The organism is Streptomyces sp. NPDC059740 (genome assembly GCF_042733155.1).
In the GTDB taxonomy this organism is placed as follows: domain Bacteria; phylum Actinomycetota; class Actinomycetes; order Streptomycetales; family Streptomycetaceae; genus Streptomyces.
Map to the genome: position 1 here is coordinate 38988 of NZ_JBHWGP010000025.1, position 20202 is coordinate 59189.

At 72.7% G+C, this 20202-nt stretch carries 18 protein-coding genes, 1 tRNA gene and 1 riboswitch; of the genes, 14 read left to right on the forward strand and 5 right to left on the reverse strand.

What is annotated here, in order from left to right:
* Positions 1 to 52 precede the first annotated feature (52 nt).
* The 8 genes from ACFV3R_RS24205 to ACFV3R_RS24240 all read left to right on the forward strand — a co-directional run bounded on the left by ACFV3R_RS24205 (position 53) and on the right by ACFV3R_RS24240 (position 8621).
* Positions 53 to 433, forward strand: a complete 381-nt coding sequence (locus tag ACFV3R_RS24205) for a DUF6479 family protein (RefSeq protein ID WP_385586847.1) — start codon at positions 53 to 55, stop codon at positions 431 to 433.
* Positions 434 to 753: 320 nt separating this feature from the next.
* Positions 754 to 2049 (forward strand): cytochrome P450, encoded by a 1296-nt coding sequence (locus tag ACFV3R_RS24210; RefSeq protein ID WP_385586850.1) that lies wholly within the window; start codon positions 754 to 756, stop codon positions 2047 to 2049.
* A 177-nt stretch (positions 2050 to 2226) separates the two neighbouring features.
* Positions 2227 to 3240: a transglycosylase family protein gene (locus ACFV3R_RS24215; RefSeq protein ID WP_385586853.1), complete on the forward strand. Its 1014-nt coding sequence runs from the start codon at positions 2227 to 2229 to the stop codon at positions 3238 to 3240.
* A 220-nt stretch (positions 3241 to 3460) separates the two neighbouring features.
* Positions 3461 to 3670: riboswitch (cyclic di-AMP (ydaO/yuaA leader) on the forward strand.
* A gap of 7 nt (positions 3671 to 3677) precedes the next feature.
* Complete coding sequence (locus tag ACFV3R_RS24220) at positions 3678 to 4316, forward strand: transglycosylase family protein (RefSeq protein WP_385586856.1); 639 nt, start codon at positions 3678 to 3680, stop codon at positions 4314 to 4316.
* A 608-nt stretch (positions 4317 to 4924) separates the two neighbouring features.
* A complete protein-coding gene (eno, locus tag ACFV3R_RS24225; RefSeq protein WP_385586858.1) occupies positions 4925 to 6208 on the forward strand; it encodes a phosphopyruvate hydratase in 1284 nt (427 codons plus the stop codon).
* 156 nt (positions 6209 to 6364) lie between these two features.
* A complete protein-coding gene (locus tag ACFV3R_RS24230; protein ID WP_385586861.1) occupies positions 6365 to 6817 on the forward strand; it encodes a septum formation initiator family protein in 453 nt (150 codons plus the stop codon).
* A gap of 239 nt (positions 6818 to 7056) precedes the next feature.
* A complete protein-coding gene (locus tag ACFV3R_RS24235) occupies positions 7057 to 7671 on the forward strand; it encodes a DUF501 domain-containing protein (RefSeq protein WP_385586864.1) in 615 nt (204 codons plus the stop codon).
* Positions 7668 to 8621: an exopolyphosphatase gene (locus ACFV3R_RS24240; RefSeq protein WP_385586867.1), complete on the forward strand. Its 954-nt coding sequence runs from the start codon at positions 7668 to 7670 to the stop codon at positions 8619 to 8621. Before ACFV3R_RS24235 ends, ACFV3R_RS24240 begins: the two co-directional genes overlap by 4 nt.
* A 53-nt stretch (positions 8622 to 8674) precedes the next feature.
* Here ACFV3R_RS24240 and ACFV3R_RS24245 read toward each other — a convergent pair whose 3' ends face one another.
* Both ACFV3R_RS24245 and ACFV3R_RS24250 read right to left on the reverse strand, forming a co-directional pair.
* The gene (locus tag ACFV3R_RS24245; RefSeq protein WP_385586870.1) at positions 8675 to 8944 is read right to left on the reverse strand and encodes a type II toxin-antitoxin system RelE/ParE family toxin; all 270 of its coding nucleotides are present in this window, start codon (positions 8942 to 8944) and stop codon (positions 8675 to 8677) included.
* Positions 8941 to 9213: a type II toxin-antitoxin system Phd/YefM family antitoxin gene (locus tag ACFV3R_RS24250; protein WP_385586872.1), complete on the reverse strand. Its 273-nt coding sequence runs from the start codon at positions 9211 to 9213 to the stop codon at positions 8941 to 8943. The genes ACFV3R_RS24245 and ACFV3R_RS24250 overlap by 4 nt, the downstream gene beginning before the upstream one ends.
* 652 nt (positions 9214 to 9865) lie before the next feature.
* Here ACFV3R_RS24250 and ACFV3R_RS24255 point away from each other — a divergent pair.
* Positions 9866 to 11287, forward strand: a complete 1422-nt coding sequence (locus tag ACFV3R_RS24255) for an NAD(P)/FAD-dependent oxidoreductase (protein WP_385586875.1) — start codon at positions 9866 to 9868, stop codon at positions 11285 to 11287.
* Positions 11288 to 11625: 338 nt separating this feature from the next.
* On the forward strand, positions 11626 to 12951 hold the full coding sequence (locus tag ACFV3R_RS24260) for a class I SAM-dependent methyltransferase (RefSeq protein WP_385586878.1): 1326 nt from the start codon (positions 11626 to 11628) through the stop codon (positions 12949 to 12951).
* 112 nt (positions 12952 to 13063) lie between these two features.
* Here the strand turns inward: ACFV3R_RS24260 and ACFV3R_RS24265 are convergent, their stop codons facing one another.
* Both ACFV3R_RS24265 and ACFV3R_RS24270 read right to left on the reverse strand, forming a co-directional pair.
* Positions 13064 to 15652: an ABC transporter permease gene (locus ACFV3R_RS24265; protein WP_385586881.1), complete on the reverse strand. Its 2589-nt coding sequence runs from the start codon at positions 15650 to 15652 to the stop codon at positions 13064 to 13066.
* A 223-nt stretch (positions 15653 to 15875) separates the two neighbouring features.
* Positions 15876 to 16658, reverse strand: a complete 783-nt coding sequence (locus tag ACFV3R_RS24270; protein WP_385586884.1) for an ABC transporter ATP-binding protein — start codon at positions 16656 to 16658, stop codon at positions 15876 to 15878.
* A 604-nt stretch (positions 16659 to 17262) separates the two neighbouring features.
* On the opposite strand from ACFV3R_RS24270, the gene ACFV3R_RS24275 reads away from it, so the two are divergent.
* The 4 genes from ACFV3R_RS24275 to ACFV3R_RS24290 all read left to right on the forward strand — a co-directional run bounded on the left by ACFV3R_RS24275 (position 17263) and on the right by ACFV3R_RS24290 (position 19519).
* Positions 17263 to 17347 (forward strand) — tRNA-Leu (locus tag ACFV3R_RS24275).
* A 480-nt stretch (positions 17348 to 17827) separates the two neighbouring features.
* Positions 17828 to 18325 carry a methylated-DNA--[protein]-cysteine S-methyltransferase gene (locus tag ACFV3R_RS24280; protein ID WP_385586887.1) on the forward strand — a complete coding sequence of 166 codons (498 nt, stop codon included), beginning with the start codon at positions 17828 to 17830 and terminating at the stop codon, positions 18323 to 18325.
* 103 nt (positions 18326 to 18428) lie between these two features.
* Positions 18429 to 18902, forward strand: a complete 474-nt coding sequence (locus tag ACFV3R_RS24285; RefSeq protein WP_385586890.1) for an RNA polymerase sigma factor — start codon at positions 18429 to 18431, stop codon at positions 18900 to 18902.
* On the forward strand, positions 18899 to 19519 hold the full coding sequence (locus tag ACFV3R_RS24290) for a methylated-DNA--[protein]-cysteine S-methyltransferase (RefSeq protein WP_385586893.1): 621 nt from the start codon (positions 18899 to 18901) through the stop codon (positions 19517 to 19519). Before ACFV3R_RS24285 ends, ACFV3R_RS24290 begins: the two co-directional genes overlap by 4 nt.
* Positions 19520 to 19970: 451 nt before the next feature.
* Here the strand turns inward: ACFV3R_RS24290 and ACFV3R_RS24295 are convergent, their stop codons facing one another.
* Positions 19971 to 20141 (reverse strand): hydrophobic protein, encoded by a 171-nt coding sequence (locus ACFV3R_RS24295; protein WP_385586896.1) that lies wholly within the window; start codon positions 20139 to 20141, stop codon positions 19971 to 19973.
* Between the last annotated feature and the right edge of the window lie 61 nt (positions 20142 to 20202).

A 20202-nucleotide genomic window follows, 5' to 3' on the forward strand; every position in this document is an offset into this window, starting at 1 on the left:
GGCTTTGTGGGGGTTGTGGTGTGGGTCTCAGAGCCCCGGGTACACGAGGGCCATGAGCGTTCAGTTGGCACACAGCGGACTCACCGACCAGGTGCTCGCGGCCGGCGAGCACGACCTGCTCATCGGTCTCGGACCGTTCGTGGTGGGCATCGTCGTCGTCCTCCTGCTCATCGGGGCCGTGGCCTACGGCCGCTGGCGCCGGAACCGCGAGCCGGGCCCGCCGAAGGCCGAGGAGCACGGCCACGGGCCGGAGCACCCCGACGGGTACGAGCAGGGGTTCCGGGAGGACGCCGAGATCCCGCGGACGGACAAGAAGGGCCGCCTCACCCCTCAGCAGGTCAACGAACTCGGCGCCGCCGGCACCAGGGCCAGCGACAAGGACCACCGCAAGCCCTGGCAGGAGGGACACAGCAGCTCCTTCGGCGGCGGCTGACCGCGAAGACTGTCGGGGCCTCCCGCAGCGCCGGCTTCGGTGGGCACCCGAGGGCGAGGTGCGCCCCGAGCCCTGCGCACCACCATCCGGACGCCAAGCCGGCGCAGCATGTGGGCGCCCCCGGGCATGGGGGCGCCCACCGGTGCGTCCGGGGCGATGCGGCCTGAGGCCGCCGCTGGACGCGGCCTGCACCCAGGGCGCCGGGACGAGCGGATGCGCGGGGGAGCCGGACGGGCGGGCGGACGCGGCGCAACCCGCGAAGCACCCACCGGACCGGTCGCCGGCAAAGCCGGACGTGGGCGCCCGATACCGTCGTCACCGTGCACGCTCCGAACCCCGACACCCCGCACCCCGACACCCCGCCGGCACTCTTCACCTGGGAGTTCGCCGCCGACCCCTATCCCGCCTACGCCTGGCTGCGGGAGCACGCGCCGGTACGGCGCACCGAGCTGCCCAGCGGCGTCGAGGCCTGGCTGGTGACGCGGTACGCCGACGCCCGCGAGGCGCTGGCCGACCCCCGGCTGTCGAAGAACCCCGTCCACCACTCGGAGTCGGCGCACGGCAAGGGCAAGATCGGCATCCCGGGCGAGCGCAGCGCCAACCTCATGACCCACCTGCTCAACATCGACCCGCCGGACCACACCCGGCTGCGGCGGTTGGTCTCCAAGGCGTTCACGCCCCGCCGGGTGGCCGAGTTCGCGCCCCGGGTGGAGCGCCTCACCGACGACCTCATCGACGGCTTCTGCGAACGGGGCTCGGCCGACCTCATCCACGAGTTCGCCTTCCCCCTCCCCATCTACGCCATCTGCGACATGCTCGGCGTCCCCCGCGAGGACCAGGACGACTTCCGCGACTGGGCGGGCATGATGCTGCGGCACGGCAAGGGGCCGCGCGGCGGTGTGGCGCGGGCGGTCAAGCGGATGCGCGCCTACCTCGCCGACCTCATCGACCGCAAGCGGGGCGAGGCGGAGACGGCCGGCGGGGAGGACCGCGACCTCATCTCCGGGCTCATCCGCGCCTCGGACCACGGCGAGCACCTGACGGCGAACGAGGCCGCCGCGATGGCCTTCATCCTCCTCTTCGCCGGGTTCGAGACGACCGTCAACCTCATCGGCAACGGCACCCACGCCCTGTTGCGCCACCCCGCCGAACGGGCGCGGCTCCAGGACGCCCTGGCCGCCGGCGACGACGCGCTGCTGACCACGGCGATCGAGGAACTGCTGCGCTTCGACGGCCCGGTGGAGCTGGCCACCTGGCGGTTCGCCACCACCGACCTGACGCTGGGCGGGCAGCACGTCGGGCAGGGGGACCCGGTGCTGGTGGTGCTCGCCGCCGCCGACCGCGACCCCCGCCGCTTCGCCGGGCCCGACACCCTGGACCTCGCGCGGCGGGACAACCCCCACCTCGGGTACGGCCACGGCATCCACTACTGCCTGGGCGCACCCCTGGCCCGGTTGGAGGGCCGTACGGCCCTGGCGAAGCTGCTCACCCGGCTGCCCGACCTGAGGGCTGCCGGTGCACCGGAGGAACTGCGGTGGCGCGGCGGCCTCATCATGCGGGGCCTGCGCGAACTGCCGGTGGAGTTCACCCCCGTCCCGCCTTCGGCCGCAGGCTGACCCGCCCGCTGCCGGGCCGTCACCCCGACGGTGACGGCCCGTTCCCGGGCGGCCGGGCCCTGGTGACAGTTTGTCAACAGCGTGACCCGGACGTGATCTGGGCTACACCGACTTGAGACCGGCGGGCCGCCCGGCTACCTTCACGCGGACATCACAAGCCGCTCGAAAGGCAAGCACATGCGCACCGGGAACGGCCGACACCGACGCCCCCGCCAGGCTCCGGCCCTCTTCGTCACGGCCTCAGTCACCGGCGCGGGCATCGCACTGCCGCTGCTGGCAGCCGGGGGCGCGCACGCCGCCGACGTCTCCACCTGGGACCGGGTCGCCCAGTGCGAGAGCGGCGGTGAGTGGAGCGCCGACCCGGGCGACGGCCACTACGGCGGCCTGAGTCTCACCAGGGAACTCTGGCGCAGCTTCGGGGGCACCACCTATGCGCCCCGCCCCGACCTGGCCAGCCGGTCGCAGCAGATAACCGTCGCCGAGGCGATCCTGGCGGCCCAGGGCCCGGACGCCTGGACCACCTGTGCCCGGGACGCACACCTGGAGCGCGGCGACGTCCCGGCCGACGTCGACCCCGGCCTGCCGCTGCCCGGCCGGGCGCCCGCCGCCACCGACTCCACCGGTTCCGGCCAGGGCTCCGACCCGTCCGCCCCCTCCGCCTCCGGCAGTACCTCCGCCGACCACGAGGACGCCACGGACGGCCCGGCTGCCGGCGACTCCGCCGCCGGTGACTCCATTGCCGACGACCCGTCCGGTTCCGGTCGGGACGGCGAGGCGGACGCGACCTCCCCGGCGCCGGCCCCGTCCGCCACCCACGGGGACGAGCACGGGAGTGCGGAGGCCTCCGCCGGTGACGGGGCCACGGCCGCCGCAGACGGCGCCGCCGGCAACCGGCAGGGGGAGAAGGCCGGCCGTCACCGGGGCGCGCCCGACCCGTCCGAAGGTAACGGTGAGGTAACGAAGCCTGTGCGCGGGCAGGGTGACGCCGCGGCCTCCCGCGGTGGTGCGGACGGGCGCGGGGCGCGGGGCGACGGTTCCTACACGGTCCGGACCGGTGACAACCTCTCAGTGATCGCGGACGCGCACCGGGTGGACGGCGGCTGGCAGGGTCTCTACGACGCCAACCGGTCCGTCGTGGGCGCCGATCCGGACCTCATCCTGCCCGGGCAGCAGCTCCGGCTCGACAGCTGACAAGGGGGCTTTTCGGCGGGTGTGACTGTTTTGCCGAATGTGAGACATGCCTCTCATCCTGCCCTGCTCGCACCTCCTGTCCTGCTCTCGCCGTGCCCGGCCCACCTGCGGAGATAGGTCGGTCAAGTGATCAAAAAGGCCCAACTGTGGTGCATGAGCGCCATTTGAACACCCCAGGGATGTGTGTTTACGGTCGTGACCGCTCGCCGATGGCGGGCTCTCCTGGCGCTCGCCGAATCCTGCCGGCGTCCGGAGAAAGCAGACGCGCAAGCGCCGTAGGCAGGAGCGGGGGACCCAGGTAGGCGCCGCCCCTCCACGAGCACCACGGAGGGACCGGCTAGGGGTGAAGCCGCGCGATCTCCAGCGCGGCCGGGCAACTCACACGGCCCGAACCCGACAGCTCACCTCGCAGGCGTCGGTGAGGAAGTACGTCAACGATGCTGAACCTCAGGAACAGGCACCGTCGTCCGTCCAAGGCCGTCCGGGTCGCCACGCTCGCCGGCGTCGCCGGTGCCGCGGTGGCCGTCCCGATGATGGGCGCCACCAACGCCTCCGCAGCCACCGTCTCGCAGTGGGACAAGGTCGCCCAGTGCGAGTCCGGCGGCAACTGGCACATCAACACCGGCAACGGCTACTACGGCGGCCTCCAGTTCAACAACTCCTCCTGGGCCGCGGCCGGCGGCACCCAGTACGCCTCGCGCGCCGACCTGGCCACCAAGGACCAGCAGATCGCCGTCGCCGAGAAGCTTCTCGCCCAGCAGGGTCCGGGCGCCTGGTCCTGCGCCAGCGCCGGCGGCCTGACCCAGGGCGGCCCCCAGGCCGACGTGAACCCCTCCGGCTCCAGCACCCCGCAGCCCCAGCAGCAGGGCACCTCGACCGACGGCCAGAAGTCCGAGAAGCCCGTCCAGACGCCGAAGTCCGCCCCGAACGGCAACTACACCGTCAAGAAGGGCGACACCCTGGCGAAGATCGCCAAGGCTCACGGCGTGTCCTGGAAGAAGGTCTACGGGGACAACAAGTCCGTCATCGGCGGCAACCCCAACCTGATCATCCCCGGCCAGAAGCTCCACGTCTGAGCCCCGGCCCCCCGCCGCGGCACCCGCTCCGTTCCGCGTCACCGGACGTCCCCCCGGTGACGCGGAGCCCGGACGGGCCGCGGGTCTGCGGGTGCGGACCGTCCGCCGGGCCCGCCCCCGCCGTGTGAGACCGCCCCGCCGACGTGTCGCCCCCCGGACGCGTTCGGCGGGGCTCACGTCGTTCCGGCGGGTCCGGACGGTGTCGGCGGCTGCTGCCGGCGGACGGCCGGGCCCGCCCTCACGGCTGCTCGCGGGACGGTCCGTGGCGCCCGCCGAGGCCGAAAAGAGCCGTCGGCGCCCACCCGGGTGTGCGTCGGGGAAGCGGGCATGGCTGAATGAGAGGCGGCGTCGCCAGGGCTGTCGGCGCTGCGGCCGACGGGTGTCCGTGGCGGTGCAGGCGCTCACAGCCCCTCATCTCTGTCCCCTTCGCCCAGTTTTCCCGTAAAGCGAACAAGCGCGGGATCTACGGGTAATAGGCCGCGTATGGCCATGTATCAACCGGTAACCGCCGTTTTTCTGTCCTCGGCCAACGGGCCGTGGAGCGGGGAAGCGACCCCGGGCCGTTAGGCTCGGGGGGCAGAAACCACGTCACCCACGAAGGAGACAACGTGCCGTCCATCGACGTCGTCGTAGCTCGCGAGATCCTCGACTCGCGAGGCAACCCCACGGTCGAGGTCGAGGTCGGCCTCGACGACGGCTCCACCGGCCGTGCCGCCGTGCCCTCCGGTGCCTCCACCGGCGCCTTCGAGGCCATCGAGCTGCGTGACGGCGACGCCAACCGCTACGGCGGCAAGGGTGTCGAGAAGGCCGTCCTCGCCGTGATCGAGCAGATCGGCCCGGAGCTCGTCGGCTACGACGCGACCGAGCAGCGCCTCATCGACCAGGCCATGTTCGACCTGGACGCCACCGACAACAAGGGCTCGCTGGGCGCCAACGCGATCCTCGGCGTCTCCCTGGCCGTGGCCCACGCCGCCTCCGAGGCCAGCGACCTGCCGCTGTTCCGCTACCTCGGCGGTCCCAACGCGCACGTGCTGCCCGTCCCGATGATGAACATCCTCAACGGCGGCTCGCACGCCGACTCCAACGTGGACATCCAGGAGTTCATGATCGCGCCGATCGGCGCCGAGTCGTTCTCCGAGGCGCTGCGCTGGGGCGCCGAGGTCTACCACACGCTGAAGAAGGTCCTCAAGGGCCGCGGCCTGTCCACCGGTCTGGGCGACGAGGGCGGCTTCGCCCCCAACCTCGGCTCCAACCGCGAGGCGCTCGACCTCATCCTGGAGGCCATCCAGGAGGCCGGTTACACCCCCGGCCAGGACATCGCGCTGGCGCTGGACGTCGCCGCCTCCGAGTTCTACAAGGACGGCGTCTACGAGTTCGAGGGCAAGCAGCGCACCGCCGCCGAGATGAGCGACTACTACGCCGAGCTCGTCGCCGCCTACCCGCTGGTCTCCATCGAGGACCCGCTGTTCGAGGACGACTGGGCCGGCTGGAAGACCATCACCGACCAGCTCGGCAGCAAGGTCCAGCTCGTGGGCGACGACCTGTTCGTCACCAACCCCGAGCGCCTGGCCCGCGGCATCGAGGAGGGCTCCGCCAACGCCCTCCTGGTCAAGGTCAACCAGATCGGTTCGCTGACCGAGACCCTGGACGCCGTCGAGCTGGCCCAGCGCAACGGCTTCAAGTGCATGATGTCCCACCGCTCCGGCGAGACCGAGGACGTCACCATCGCCGACCTGGCCGTCGCCACCAACTGCGGCCAGATCAAGACCGGCGCCCCGGCCCGTTCCGAGCGCGTCGCCAAGTACAACCAGCTCCTGCGCATCGAGGAGATCCTCGACGACGCCGCGGTCTACGCCGGCCGCTCCGCGTTCCCGCGCTTCAAGAACGCCTGACGACCCGCCCCGCCCCGCCCGGCGCCCACCGCCCGCCGGGACCCGGGGTGAGCGAGCCGTGAGAAGGTCCAGCGTCCCCGGTGACGGTCGTCGTACCGTTACCGGGGACGCTGCGTCATTCCGGGGCGGCCGACACCACGAGGATGGGGAGGCGACGTGCCCGCGGACCGGTTCCCGACCGCCATCCGGCTCAGAGCGCTCGGCGAGCAGGCGGCCGCCCGCATGGGACGGGACCGCCGCCCTGCCCGCCGCACCCGGCTCACCGGCCGGGCGGCCCTGCTGGCCCTGGTGCTGTGCTCCCTGGTGGTGGCGCTCGCCTACCCGACGCGGCAGTACATCGCGCAACGGGCGCAGATCGCCGAGCAGCGGCAGGCCGCACGCCAGGCCGCGGCCGAGCGCGACCGGCTGCGCACGGAGCGGACCCGCTGGAAGGACGACGCCTACGTCCGCCGCCAGGCGCGGGAACGCCTGCACTACGTGCTGCCGGGCGAGACCGGCTACACCGTGGTCGACGGCGGCTCCGGCGCCTCGCCCGCCCCGTCCCCCAAGCCGAGCCAGAGCCCCTGGTACGACACCTTCTGGCACGGGGTGGACTCCGCCGACCGCTGACGGGGCCGGCCGCCGGGCCGCGGGGGCGCCGACGTGGTGCGGTCCGTGCACCGCGGCGGCGCGTCGTAGGCTCTTGGGCGCGAGGCCCGCGGTCGCCCCGCGCGGCACCGCCGGACCCGCCACGGGCCCGGCGCTCCCGCCGGAGGACCACAGAGCCCGGTCCTGCGGACGTCCGCAGGAGCGGGAGAGCAAGCGGTAGCCTCGCGGCCCACCCGCCGCCGCGCCAGCCGAAAGAGCCCATGGAAACGCCCCCGCCGCAGACCGACCCCACCCCGCCCACCGACGCCGACGTCGCCGCCTTCAAGGAGCAGTTGGGCCGCCCGCCGCGCGGTCTGCGCACCATCGCGCACCGGTGCCCGTGCGGGCTGCCGGACGTCGTGGAGACGGCGCCGCGACTGGAGGACGGGACGCCGTTCCCCACCCTCTACTACCTGACCTGCCCCCGCGCCGCCTCCGCCATCGGCACCCTGGAGGCCGGCGGGGTGATGAAGGAGATGACCGAGCGGCTGGCCACCGACCCGGAGCTGGCCGCCGCGTACCGCGCGGCGCACGAGGACTACATCGCGCGCCGCGACGCCGTCGAGGTCCTTGCCGGCTTCCCCAGCGCCGGCGGCATGCCCGAGCGCGTCAAGTGCCTCCACGTCCTGGTGGCCCACTCGCTGGTAGCCGGCCCCGGCGTCAACCCGCTGGGCGACGAGGCGCTTGCCATGCTGCCCGAGTGGTGGCGCAAGGGGCCGTGCGTGTCCGTCTGCGGCGCGACTGGGGACAGTGCGGCCACTCCCACCGGGGAGGACGGCCGGGCCGGGGAGAGCCCGTCCGGGGACGGCGGGAACGACGAGGGAGGACGCCGGTGAAGCGCGTAGCCGCCATCGACTGTGGCACCAACTCCATCCGCCTGCTGGTGGCCGACGTGGACCCGGCCACCGGCGAGCTGCGCGACCTCGACCGCCGCATGAAGATCGTGCGGCTGGGCCAGGACGTGGACCGCACCGGCCGGCTGGCCCCCGAGGCGCTGGAGCGCACCTTCGCCGCCTGCCGCGAGTACGCCGCGATCATCCGCGACCTGGACGCGCAGGCGGTCCGTTTCGTCGCCACCTCCGCCTCGCGGGACGCGCAGAACCGGGACGAGTTCGTACGGGGCGTCCTGGACATCCTGGGCGTCGAGCCCGAGGTGATCACCGGCGACCAGGAGGCGGAGTTCTCCTTCACCGGCGCGACCAGGGAACTGGCCGGAGACGCGGCGGCCGGGTTCGAGGCGCCCTACCTCGTCGTCGACATCGGCGGCGGCTCGACGGAGTTCGTCCTGGGCTCGGCCGGCGTCCGGGCGGCCCGGTCGGTGGACATCGGCTGCGTGCGGCTCACCGAACGCCACCTGGCCGGCGAGGACGGCCTCAGCGACCCGCCCACGGCCGAGCAGGTCGCGGCGATGGTCGCCGACACCGACGCCGCCCTCGACCTCGCGGCCGGCAGCGTCCCGCTGACCGAGGCGAGCACGCTGGTGGGCCTGGCCGGATCGGTGACCACCGTCGCCGGCATCGCGCTGGAGCTGCCCGAGTACGAGTCGGCCGCCATCCACCACTCCCGGATCAGCCGGGAGAAGGTCCGCGAGATCAGCGAGCGCCTGCTGACCTCCACCCACGCCGAGCGCGCCGCGATCCCGGTCATGCACCCCGGGCGGGTCGACGTCATCGGCGCGGGCGCCCTGGTACTGCTGCGGATCATGGAGCGGACCGGCGCCGAGGAGGTCGTGGTGAGCGAGCACGACATCCTCGACGGCATCGCCTTCGCCGCGGCGGAGGGCTGAGCGGCGCGGGCGGGGCGAGCCCCGGGCGGTGCCCGGGGCTTCCCGGCCCGGCCTCAGATGCCGCGGTAGACCTCGCGCCGGTCGCCCACCTTGACGACGAGGACGACGAGTTCGCCGTCCTCGACCCGGTAGGCGACCCGGTGACTGCCGACCCGGAGCCGGTAGAGCCCCGAGGGTCCGGCGAGCTCCTTGATGTCGGCGTCCTCACGGTAGGGGTCGTCGCCGAGCGCGGTCAGTGCGGCGAGGATGCGCATGGCGGCGGGACGGTCGATGGCCCGGAGCTGGCGCTGCGCAGCCGCGGTGAAACGGAAGGCGTACTTCACGCCGCATCGTCGGTGCGCTCGGTGAAGAGATCCGCCAGCAGCTCCGCCATGCTCACCGTGGGACCGCCCTCGGCCAGGACCGCCTCGGCCTCACGGGCCAGCAGTACGTCGGCGGCTTCCTCCAGCGCCTCGAAGTCAGCGATCGGCACCACTGCTGCCACCGGTGTGCCGTTGCGGGTGATCACTGTGGGCGTGCCCTGTTCGGCGCGGTTGATGTGCTCGGCCAGGTGGGCGCGGGCTTCCCGTACGGTCACAGTGGTCTCAGCCATGACTTGAGTGTACGCCTTTTTGTGTACACAGCCCCCTCCGTGGTGGCAGTGCGGTGAGCGAGCACGGCATCCTCGACGGCATCACCTTCGCCGCGGCGGAGGGCCGAGCGGTCGGATGCCGGGGCCAGGGCCGCCCGGGACGGGCCTGTGGGGCGCGGGTGCGTCACGTTGCCCGCGACGGTCGGCCGGACCCCGGGCGGGGCGTCAAACCCTGCTGGGGACGGGCGCTTTGAGCGCTCACCTGTGAGTGGGAGCTTGCAGCCTGAGCGGGTTTCCGGGGCGCTCACGGGGGTGCGGCGCGCCCCTTCGCGGGAGCCGCCGAGAAACTTCGTGAAAAGCTTCACATGAAATCGGCGGTCCAACGTCAACCGAGTGGCCGCAGGGGGCTCTCCACGGGCCGTCGCGAACGTTTCCGGGGGGTGGCGGAGAGGTTCGGGGCGGAGCGCGGGTCGGGGTGAAGGGGCGGGGCCGGATGCGGGCCGCGCGGCGCAATCCCTGATCAGAGGCGTGATCAACGCGTACGGACGGAGTCTGGTTCCCCGGGCGCGCTATGGCGTCGGTCACGGTGGCGGCGCAGTGTAGCAGAGGGGGAGCAGTTTCTTGTGAAGGGGCTCACGAGGTACCCCCCGGTCGGGGGTGGATACTCGATGGCATGAGCACCACGGAGCGTCCCAGGATCCTCGTAGTAGGCGGTGGGTACGTAGGCCTGTACGCGGCACGCCGCATCCTCAAGAAGATGCGGTACGGCGAGGCGACCGTCACGGTCGTCGACCCGCGCTCGTACATGACGTACCAGCCCTTCCTCCCCGAAGCTGCTGCCGGCAGTATCTCCCCGCGCCACGTCGTGGTTCCGCTGCGTCGTGTGCTGCCCAAGGCGGAGGTCCTCACCGGCCGCGTGACCACCATCGACCAGGACCGCAAGGTCGCCACCGTCGCGCCGCTGGTCGGCGAGGCGTACGAGCTGCCCTTTGACTACCTGGTCATCGCGATGGGCGCGGTCTCCCGCACCTTCCCGATCCCCGGCCTCGCCGAGAACGGCATCGGCATGAAGGGTGTCGAGGAGGCGATCGGCCTGCGCAACCACGTGCTGGAGCAGCTCGACAAGGCCGACTCGACGACGGACGAGGACGTCCGCCGCAAGGCGCTGACCTTCGTCTTCGTCGGTGGTGGCTTCGCCGGTGCGGAGACCGTCGGCGAGGTCGAGGACATGGCCCGCGACGCGGCCAAGTACTACACCAACGTCAAGCGCGAGGACATGCGCTTCCTCCTCGTCGACGTCGCCGACAAGATCCTCCCCGAGGTGGGCCCGAAGCTCGGCGCCTACGGCAAGGAGCACCTCGAGGGCCGCGGCGTCGAGGTCTACCTCAAGACCGGCATGGACAGCTGCGTGGACGGTCACGTCAAGCTGAACAACGGCCTGGAGGTCGACTCCGACACCATCGTGTGGACCGCCGGCGTCAAGCCGAACCCGGTGCTGTCCCGCTTCGGTCTGCCGCTCGGCCCCCGTGGCCACGTCGACACCGCGGCCAACCTCCAGGTGCAGGGCACCGACTACGTCTGGGCCGCCGGCGACAACGCCCAGGTGCCGGACCTCGTCGGCCGCAAGGCGGGCAACGAGAACGCCTGGTGCCCGCCGAACGCCCAGCACGCGCTGCGCCAGGCCAAGGTCCTCGGCGACAACGTGGTCTCCGGCATGCGGGGCTTCCCGCAGAAGGAGTACAGCCACGCCAACAAGGGCGCGGTGGCCGGCCTCGGTCTGCACAAGGGCGTCGCGATGATCGTCCTGGGCAAGACCAAGATCAAGCTCAAGGGCCGGCTCGCCTGGTACATGCACCGCGCGTACCACGGCATGGCGATGCCCACCTTCAACCGCAAGATCCGCGTCTTCGCCGACTGGACCCTGTCGATGTTCCTCAAGCGGGAGATCGTCTCGCTCGGGGCCATGGAGCGTCCGCGCGAGGAGTTCTACGAGGCCGCCAAGCCCGCCCCGGCGCCGCCGACCGCCGCCGCCGACGAGGCCGACAAGAAGAAGGCCGCGCAGGACAACGAGAAGGCCAAGGCCAAGGCTTCCTGAGCCCGGCCGGCCCGCCCGCCGAACGGCCCCGGACCGCCGGGGCCGCCCGGGCGGCGGGAAGCGGGTCGCGTGCCGCCGGGCACGGGCTCGCCGCACACCCTGAAGCCGAAGAGGCGTCCGCCATCCGTGGGGCGGGCGCCTCTTCGGCTTTTTCCGACGCGGGCGGCCCACCGGATGCTGCCGCAGGGCCGTCCCGGCGCAACCCCTCCGCCAATTGAGTGGCGTCTACACGTTTTTGCTCTTTCCTTAACCGCGGAAGGGAAGGGGAAGGTTCTCGGTCGGCGTTTGTATGACTGGCCCCGTGTATGGGTCCTTCCGGACGACGAAGGGTGTGCGACATGGCCGGCGCCGCTGCGCGGATCACCAAGATCGCTGAAGAGGTTCTGGGGGCCCCGCTCCCGATCCGCGTCAGAGCTTGGGACCACAGCGTGGCCGGGCCCCCGGACGCCCCCGCCCTCGTCATCCGCAACCGCCGGGCCCTGCGCCGCCTGCTGTTCAAGCCGGGCGAGCTCGGTCTGGCCCGGGCCTGGGTCGCCGGCGACCTCGACATCGAGGGCGACCTCTTCCAGGCGCTGGACACCATGGCCTCGCTGGTCTGGGAACGCGGCGAGGACCCGGACGCGCCGGCCGGCCGGGTGTCCAAGGCCCTGGCCGCGGTCCGGTCCCTCTCCCGCCCCGAACTGCGGGGGGCCGCCAAGGAGATGCTGCGCCTGGCGGGACTGCCGATACCACCTGCGCCGCCCGCGGAGGAGGTCACCCGGCGCCACGGCCCGCTGCACACCCTCCGCCGGGACAAGGAGGCCATCAGCCACCACTACGACGTCGGCAACCGCTTCTACGAGCTGGTGCTGGGCCCGTCGATGGTCTACTCCTGCGCCTACTGGCCCACCGCCGACGCCACCCTGGAGGAGGCCCAGCGCGACAAGCTCGACCTGATCTGCCGCAAGCTGGACCTGCGCGAGGGCCAGCGCCTGCTGGACGTCGGCTGCGGCTGGGGCTCGATGGTGCTGCACGCGGCACGGGAGTACGGGGTCCGGGCCGTCGGCATCACCCTCTCCGAGGAACAGGCCGCCTACGCCCGCAAGCGGGTCGCCGACGCGGGCCTGACCGACCAGGTGGAGATCCGCGTCCAGGACTACCGCGAGGTCAAGGACGGCCCCTACGACGCGATCTCCTCCATCGGCATGGCCGAGCACGTCGGACGTAAGCGCTACGCCGAGTACGCCGCCGACCTCCACGCGCTGCTGGTGCCGGGCGGCAGGCTCCTCAACCACCAGATCGGCCGCCGCCCGCTGCTGGACGAGGAGGCCTACCAGGTCGACGAGTTCATCGACCGGTACGTCTTCCCCGACGGCGAGCTGGCGCCGGTGGGCCGCACCGTCGCCCAGCTGGAGGAGGCCGGCTTCGAGGCCCGCGACGTGGAGGCCATCCGCGAGCACTACGCCCTGACCCTGCGGGCCTGGGTGGCGAACCTGGAGCGGCACTGGGACGAGGCGGTACGGCTCACCTCCCCGGGCCGGGCGCGGGTGTGGCGCCTGTACATGGCGGCCTCCGCGGTGTCCTTCGAGCGGAACCGCATCGGCGTCAACCAGGTGCTCGCCGTACGGACCCCCGACTCCGGCCGGTCCGGCGTCCCCCTGCGCACCCGGGTCTGGCAGGGCTGAGGCACCCGTCCCGAGAACGGCACCGAACCGGCTCGGCCGACGGGCCCGTCCGCGAACGGCGGCGGGGGTGGAGCACGCTCCACCCCCGCCGCCGTGCCGTCCGGCTGCCTTCTCACTCGGCCCGGATCGCCGCCAGCATGTTCAGCCGGGTGGCCCGGCGGGCCGGCCAGAGGGCGGCGAGCACGCCCACCACGGCCGCCAGGGCCAGGAAGACGGCGATCCGTCCCCAGGGCAGCACCGTGACGTAGGTGGTGATGCTGTCGCTCACCGCCTCGCCGGCGGCCCAGCCGAAGAACACGCCGAGGCCGATCCCGAGGACCCCGCCGAACAGCGAGATCACCAGCGACTCCAGGCGCACCATGCGTCGCACCCCCCGCTGCTCCAGGCCGACGGCCCGCAGCATGCCGATCTCCTGCGAGCGCTCGAAGACCGACATGGCCAGGGTGTTCACCACGCCCAGCACCGCCACGACCACCGCCATGCCCAACAGGCCGTAGAGCATGTTCAGCATCAGGTTGACGTCCCCCGCGACGGTCTCGGCAAGGTCCTGCTTGTCCTGCACGGCGACGGCCGGGTTGTCGCCGAGCCGCTTCTCCAGGGCGTCCTTGGTGGTCTGCGAGGCGCCGCCCGCCGTGCGGACCAGGACCTGCATGTCGGTCGCGCCCTTCTGGTGGGTCGCCAGCACCGAGTCGTCCAGCAGCACGCCGCGGATCATGTCACTGCTGCGGTAGAGGCCGGTGATCCGCAGGCTGTCCGACCGGCCGTCCTCGTAGGTCACGCGGAAGACCGAGCCCTGGTGCCAGCCGTGCTCCTTGGCCGTGGCGGTGTCCACCACCACCCCGGAGGCTCCCCCCTGCGCCGGCGCCGTCAGCCCCCGGAAGGAGCCCGACCGGAAGTCGAGGTCGGTCAGCCGGTCCATGGCGCGGCCCTCGACGCCCGTCAGGTAGATCGGCTCGTCGTCACGCCGGGCCGGGCCCTTGCCGGAGGCCAGCTGGGCCGGGGCGTTGCGCAGCGGGCTCACCGCGGTGACGTGCGGGTCCTTGGCCAGGCTCGCGGCGACCTCGGGGGAGAGCGAGAGGTGGCTGACCATGCTGACCACGTAGTCCGCCCGCAGCGACTCGGTCGCCATCCGGCTCACGGCCTGCTGCGCGCTCCCCGCCAGCACCGTCAGTCCGGTGATCAGCGTCATGCCGACCATCAGGGCGGAGGCCGTCGCCGCCGTGCGCCGCGGGTTGCGGACGGCGTTGCGCCGCGCGAGCCGGCCGGCGACGCCGAAGAGCCGCAGCACCGGGGAGGCCAGGGCGATGAGCGGGCGGGAGAGCAGGGGGGTGAGGACGAAGACGCCGATCATGAGGAGGCCCGCACCGGCGCTCATCGGCAGCTGGGCGTGGTCGCCCATGCCGGAGGCGGCCACCACGGTGGCGGCACCGGCGGCCGTCAGCACCGCGCCGATACAGTTCCGCACCACCAGCGACTTCGTGGTGGCGGTCGCGTGCACGCTGCTCATGGCGGCCACCGGGGGGATGCGTGCGGCACGCCGCGCCGGCAGCCAGGCGGCGAGCACGGTGATGCCGACGCCGACCACCAGCGACACCAGGACCGGCTGCAGGGTGACGACGAGCGGCCCGTCCGGCACCGACCCGGCCGCACCGAAACGCGCGACCAGCGAACGCAGCCCGGCGCCCACACCGACACCCGCGGCGAGCCCCGCCACCGAGGCGATCAGGCCCACCAGCGTGGCCTCGATCAGCACCGAGCGGGTCACCTGGCGGCGGGCCGCACCGACCGCGCGCAGCAGGGCCAGTTCCCGGGTGCGCTGGGAGACCAGCATGGTGAAGGTGTTGGCGATGAGGAAGATGCCGACGAACAGCGCGATGCCGGCGAAGACCAGCAGGTTGGTGCGGAGCGTGGCCATGGACCTCTCGACGTCGGAGGCCTGCTCCTCGGCCAGCTCGCTGCCGGTGGTCAGGTCGGCCGTGTGCTTCGGGAGCGCCTTCTCCAACCGCGAGCGCAGCTGGTCCTGGCTGGTCCCGTGGGCCGCCGTGACATCCAGCCGGTCGTACTGGCCGGGCGCGGCGAACAGCTTCTGGGCGGTCGCGTCGTCGAACAGGGCCAGCGTGCCCCCCGCGCCCACGGCGCCGTCCTCGGTGTGGAAGACGCCGCTGAGGGTCTCGGTGCGCACCGGGCCGTCGACCGAGAGCCGGACGCGGTCACCGACGTGGTACCCGGCCTGTGCCGCCGTCCTGCTGTCCAGCGCCACCTCGCCGGGGCCGCGGGGAGCGCGGCCCGAGCGCATCGGGTAGCGGGGGTCGGTGCCGTCGGCGCCGGCGTAGTAGTTGCCGCCGTGAGTGCTGAAGCCGCTGCCGACCAGCTTGCCGTGCTTGTCGGCGACGGCGGTGAAGCCGGAGACCTCGCCGGTGACGGAGGCGACCCCGGGTATCCGGGCGACGTCCTTCAGCAGGTGCTGCGGCAGCCGCGGGTCCTCCCCCGGCCGGGCGTGCGCGTAGGTGTCGGAGGAGGGCTCCAGCGCCACGTCGACGTGCTGGAACCCCTGCATGCTGCTGTTGCGGTAGGCCTGGGAGAGGGTGTCGGTGAACACCAAGGTGCCGGAGACGAACGCCACGCCGAGCAGCACGGCGAGGACGGTCATCAGCAGCCGCGCCTTGTGGGCGAACACGTTGCGAAGAGCGGTCTTGAACATGGCGGGTCCTGGGTAGGCCCACGCTCTGCTCGGGCCGGGCGGTCCGGGGCGTGGGGGAGGAGGCCGGCGAGGCGGCGGGAGGTGCTGCGCGGCGCGGCGCCTGACGGGGCCCGGGCACAGCGAGGTGCGGCAGAGGCGGTGAGGCGGTGAGGCGGTGTCCCCGGGCACCCGGGACGGGCCGGTCGTGCCGCAGGGGCCTCGGGGGCGGGCCGCGCGCCGAAGGTCAGTTGGTGCGGCGCTTGGTGTCGAAGCGCGCCATCCGCTCAAGCACCGACTCCGGCGTGGGGTCGGCCATGTCGTCGACGATCCGGCCGTCGGCGAGGAAGACCACGCGGTCCGCGTAGGAGGCCGCGGTGGGGTCGTGGGTGACCATGACCACGGTCTGCCCCAGTTCCCGCACGGAGTTGCGCAGGAAGCCCAGGACCTCCGCGCCCGAGCGGGAGTCGAGGTTGCCGGTGGGCTCGTCCGCGAAGATGATCTCCGGACGGGAGGCCAGGGCCCGTGCCACCGCGACCCGCTGCTGCTGTCCGCCGGAGAGCTGTCCCGGGCGGTGCTTGAGGCGGCCGGAGAGCCCCACCGTCTCGACGACCTGGTGCAGCCACTCGGTGTCGGGCCTGCGGCCGGCTATGTCCATCGGCAGCGTGATGTTCTCCAGGGCCGTGAGCGTCGGCAGCAGGTTGAACGCCTGGAAGACGAAGCCGATCCGGTCGCGCCGCAGCCGGGTCAGCTTCTTGTCCTTCAGCCCCGACAGCTCCACCTCGCCGATGCAGACCGAGCCGCCGGAGAAGGAGTCCAGGCCGGCCATGCAGTGCATCAGGGTGGACTTGCCGGACCCCGAGGGGCCCATGATCGCCGTGAACTCCCCCTGCCGGAAGGCGACGTCGACACCGTCCAGGGCGACCACCCTCGTCTCGCCCTGTCCGTAGACCTTGCTGAGGCCCGTGGCGCGGGCGGCCACCGCGCCGGTGCGCTCGGGGCTGCGGATGCCGTGGGTGGAGGTGGTCACTGGTGTCTCTCCTGTCGGTGCGGCAGGGCGGGGCGGCCGGTGTGAGCCGGTCTCCGCGCGTCTGCCCTGCTACGGGGTACGGATGTGCGGGGGCGTCCGGCGACGAGGCCGGAGCGCCTGTCTCTCCATGGTGGGCCCGACGGGGGCGCCGAACGTCACCCCGTGCGGCCGTCCTCGGGACAGCCCGTGGTCGTAGCGGCACCCCCGCGCGGTCATCCCCTGGTATGACCCACCCCTGAGGCGAGCGGTTCCGCGCCCCTGAGGGCGGGCGGGCAGTGACCGTGGCCGCCGGGCCGGCTGAAGGGGGAAGACGTGGTGGGCGGGCTCGGGCGGCAAGGGGGTTGACGCCCTGGGGAAGAGGGGCGGAGGGCGGGCTGCGCAGGCATCGAGAATGGGCCACTTTTCAGCGGTACCGCACGGAAACACGTTTGTGTGCGAGAGGTGCAGAAGCCTACGCAGGCCGTGTGCTGCGAGGGAGCCCCGCCGCCTGACGCAGCGTCAGGACTCAATAAAATAAGACAACGTTGTTGTCTTCGGGCCGGAGTGCGAGTTGGACCGAAGGCTAGGCTCGTGCTGTCCCTGTGAGGGAGGTCGTGGCCTCAGGGCCCGGGTGGTGGAATGCAGACACGGCGAGCTTAAACCTCGCTGGCCTTCGGGCCGTGCCGGTTCAAGTCCGGCTCCGGGCACCAGCACCGAGCCGTCACCGGCAGAATCCGGAACCACCCATTCCACTGCGGCGCTTCACCCTCGCGCCGTGCGCGTGCCGGGGCCCCGGTGACGGGGAAGCGGCAACCCTCTCGGGTGGAGCCCTCATCTGTCAAGCGCACCCCCGGAACCCGGTCGCGTCGAGTCGTGCGTCAACTCTATGATCCACCGGCCGAGTTGGGGACGATACGGGGGCGGGTATGGAGGCGATCACGCTGCCGCAGTACTGAGCAGCCGGCTCATCCGCCGACGGACCACCGGCCGGGCCGGCCGGCTCAGGCGGCACGGGAACAGTGCGCGGCCGGTACCGTCGGTGGACGGGAACATCCCCGGCGGTGGACGGGCTCCGCACCACCCCACCGTCCGCCCCCGGTGCGCGCCAGGCGGGAGGACCTCACATTCCGGCGCCCCGCCGCGTCCACCCGGTGTGGGCGACGCACTCGTCGCCTGGGAAGGAACAGGCCATGAGGAAGCACACGCTCATCACCTCGCCCCTCGGCCCGCTCACCGCGGTGGCCGAGGCGGACGCGCTGGTGGGCCTCTACTTCGAGGGGCACAAGCGGCGGCCCCCTCAGGAGACCTTCGGGGAGCGCACCGACGAGGGGTTCGAGGAGGTCAGGGAGCAGATCGCGGAGTACTTCGCGGGGACGCGCCGGGAGTTCGCCCTTCCGCTGGCCCCGGTGGGGGAGCCGTTCCAGCGCAGGGTCTGGGACCTGCTGCGGACCATTCCCTACGGCGAGACGCGTTCCTACGGGGAGCTGGCCCGCATGCTGGGGGAGCCGGGGGCGGCCCAGGCGGTCGGGGCGGCCAACGCCCGCAACCCGGTCTCCGTCATCGTCCCCTGCCACCGGGTGGTGGCCGGCGACGGCGCCCTGCGGGGATACGCCGGCGGCCTGCACCGCAAGAGGTACCTGCTGGACCTGGAGGAACCGGCCGCGCCCAGCGTGGGGCGCCTCTTCTGAGGGCACCGCGAGGGCTGTCCGGGATTTTTCCGTGCCGCACACCTCACGTTCCGGCCCGCCCCGGCGTTTGCAGGGTGTGAGCAAGCCTCCCTTCGAACACCTCGTGAGCACCCACGGCCCGATGGTCCACCGGGTGGTGCGGGCCGTGGTGGGCCCGCACGACGCGGAGGACGCCTGGTCGGAGACGTTCCTCGCCGCGCTCCGGGCCTACCCGGCGCTCGCGGACGACGCGAACCTCCAGGCGTGGCTGGTGACCATCGCCCACCGCAAGGCGCTGGACGTGGTCCGGGCCGCCGCCCGCCGGGCCGCGCCGGTCGCCGAGGTGCCCGAGAGGCCCGCCACCGCCGGCCGTCCGGAGGACTGGGACCCCGACCTCTGGCGTGCGCTGCGGGACCTGCCCGAGCGGCAGCGCCTCACCGTGGCCTACCACTACCTGGCAGGGCTTCCCTACAAGGACGTGGCCGCGATCATCGGGGGCACCCCGGCCGCGGCCCGAAGAGCCGCGGCCGACGGCCTCAGAAACCTGCGCGCCACCTATCCGGCAGACACCGAAGAGAGGGGAAGGGCCCCGCGATGACCCGTTCGACCACCCCCGACGGCAGGCGACTGCCCGCAGGACTCACCCGGGACGACGAGGCCTCCATGGCCCGTCTGCGATCCCGCCTGGCCGAGGCGGCCGACCGCGAAGGCGTCCTGGACGTCGCCTACCGCACCCTGGACAGCCCCGTCGGCACCCTGCTGCTCGCCGCCACCGAGGCGGGTCTGGTCAGGGTCGCGTTCACCGTGCAGGACCACGAGGCCGTGCTGCGGAACCTGGCCGAGGCGGTCAGTCCCCGCATCCTGGAAGCCCCCGCGCGGCTGGACGCGGTGTGCCGGGAACTGGAGGAGTACTTCGCGGGCCGGCGCAGGACCTTCGACGTGCCGTTGGACTGGCGTCTGGCCAAGGGGTTCCGCCGGGAGGCACTCACCCGGCTGCCCGGGATCGGTTACGGCGCCACCGCCAGCTACGCGCAGATCGCCGCCGCCTCCGGCCGGCCCCGGGCGGTCCGGGCGGTGGGCACGGCGTGCGCCACCAACCCGCTGCCGCTGGTGGTCCCCTGCCACCGGGTGGTGCGGTCCGACGGGTCCGTCGGCCAGTACGCCGGGGGCGTCGACGCCAAGCACTTCCTGCTGGACCTCGAAACGACCGCGTGAAGACGGAAACCGGGCACGCAAAAAGACCCCCGGGTCTCGCGCCGGGCGTTCCGCCGGGACGGGAAGAGGGGAGAAAAGGGGCGTGAACCGGGCGTCGCGGGAAGGGGCGGGCGGGAATTGCCGGAATTCCGGCAGGTGATCGACCCGCTGCCGTGAGGCTGCTCGCCAGCACTCCGCGTCCGCCGTTCACGAGGCCCACCGCGAGGGTGCGCAGACCGGTGCGCATCCGTCCGGCGGCGCGCGGCGAACAGCCCGGAGCGAGGGGGCAGTGGCGGCGCCTACCCTTCCTGCCTCCTGTCACCACCGCGCCACTGCTGTCGTGATCTTCCGTGATCTTCGCAGGTCGGAGCAGTTGCCGGGGCTGCCCCGCCGGCGGCGGTGGACGCACGCGACCGCCGAACGGGCCCACCGTGCAAGGGCCCGTTCGGCGCGGTCGGTCAGCGTCTGCGGTTCACCATCGGTACCACCGGCCCCGGCGGCCACCCGTACCCGCGGGGCGGACGAAGAATCCGATGAGCCAGACGATCAGGACGATCACCGCGATCCACCAGAGCGCCTTGAGGGCGAATCCGGCACCGAAAAGGATCAGAGCGAGAAGCAGAACAAGAAGCAGGGGAACCATAGTTATCAACCTCCGCTGCTCCTGTGCCCTTCATCCCTCGCGGTATTCCCACGTATTCACA

Bases quoted from the DNA above. Each gene is read 5' to 3' on its own strand.
- ACFV3R_RS24290 (WP_385586893.1), top strand. From the start codon at position 18,899: ATGACCCGTTCGACCACCCCCGACGGCAGGCGACTGCCCGCAGGACTC.
- ACFV3R_RS24265 (WP_385586881.1), bottom strand. From the start codon at position 15,652: ATGTTCAAGACCGCTCTTCGCAACGTGTTCGCCCACAAGGCGCGGCTG.
- ACFV3R_RS24220 (WP_385586856.1), top strand. From the start codon at position 3,678: ATGCTGAACCTCAGGAACAGGCACCGTCGTCCGTCCAAGGCCGTCCGG.
- ACFV3R_RS24235 (WP_385586864.1), top strand. From the start codon at position 7,057: ATGGAAACGCCCCCGCCGCAGACCGACCCCACCCCGCCCACCGACGCC.
- ACFV3R_RS24215 (WP_385586853.1), top strand. From the start codon at position 2,227: ATGCGCACCGGGAACGGCCGACACCGACGCCCCCGCCAGGCTCCGGCC.
- ACFV3R_RS24205 (WP_385586847.1), top strand. From the start codon at position 53: ATGAGCGTTCAGTTGGCACACAGCGGACTCACCGACCAGGTGCTCGCG.
- ACFV3R_RS24280 (WP_385586887.1), top strand. From the start codon at position 17,828: ATGAGGAAGCACACGCTCATCACCTCGCCCCTCGGCCCGCTCACCGCG.
- ACFV3R_RS24260 (WP_385586878.1), top strand. From the start codon at position 11,626: ATGGCCGGCGCCGCTGCGCGGATCACCAAGATCGCTGAAGAGGTTCTG.
- ACFV3R_RS24295 (WP_385586896.1), bottom strand. From the start codon at position 20,141: ATGGTTCCCCTGCTTCTTGTTCTGCTTCTCGCTCTGATCCTTTTCGGT.
- ACFV3R_RS24255 (WP_385586875.1), top strand. From the start codon at position 9,866: ATGAGCACCACGGAGCGTCCCAGGATCCTCGTAGTAGGCGGTGGGTAC.
- ACFV3R_RS24250 (WP_385586872.1), bottom strand. From the start codon at position 9,213: ATGGCTGAGACCACTGTGACCGTACGGGAAGCCCGCGCCCACCTGGCC.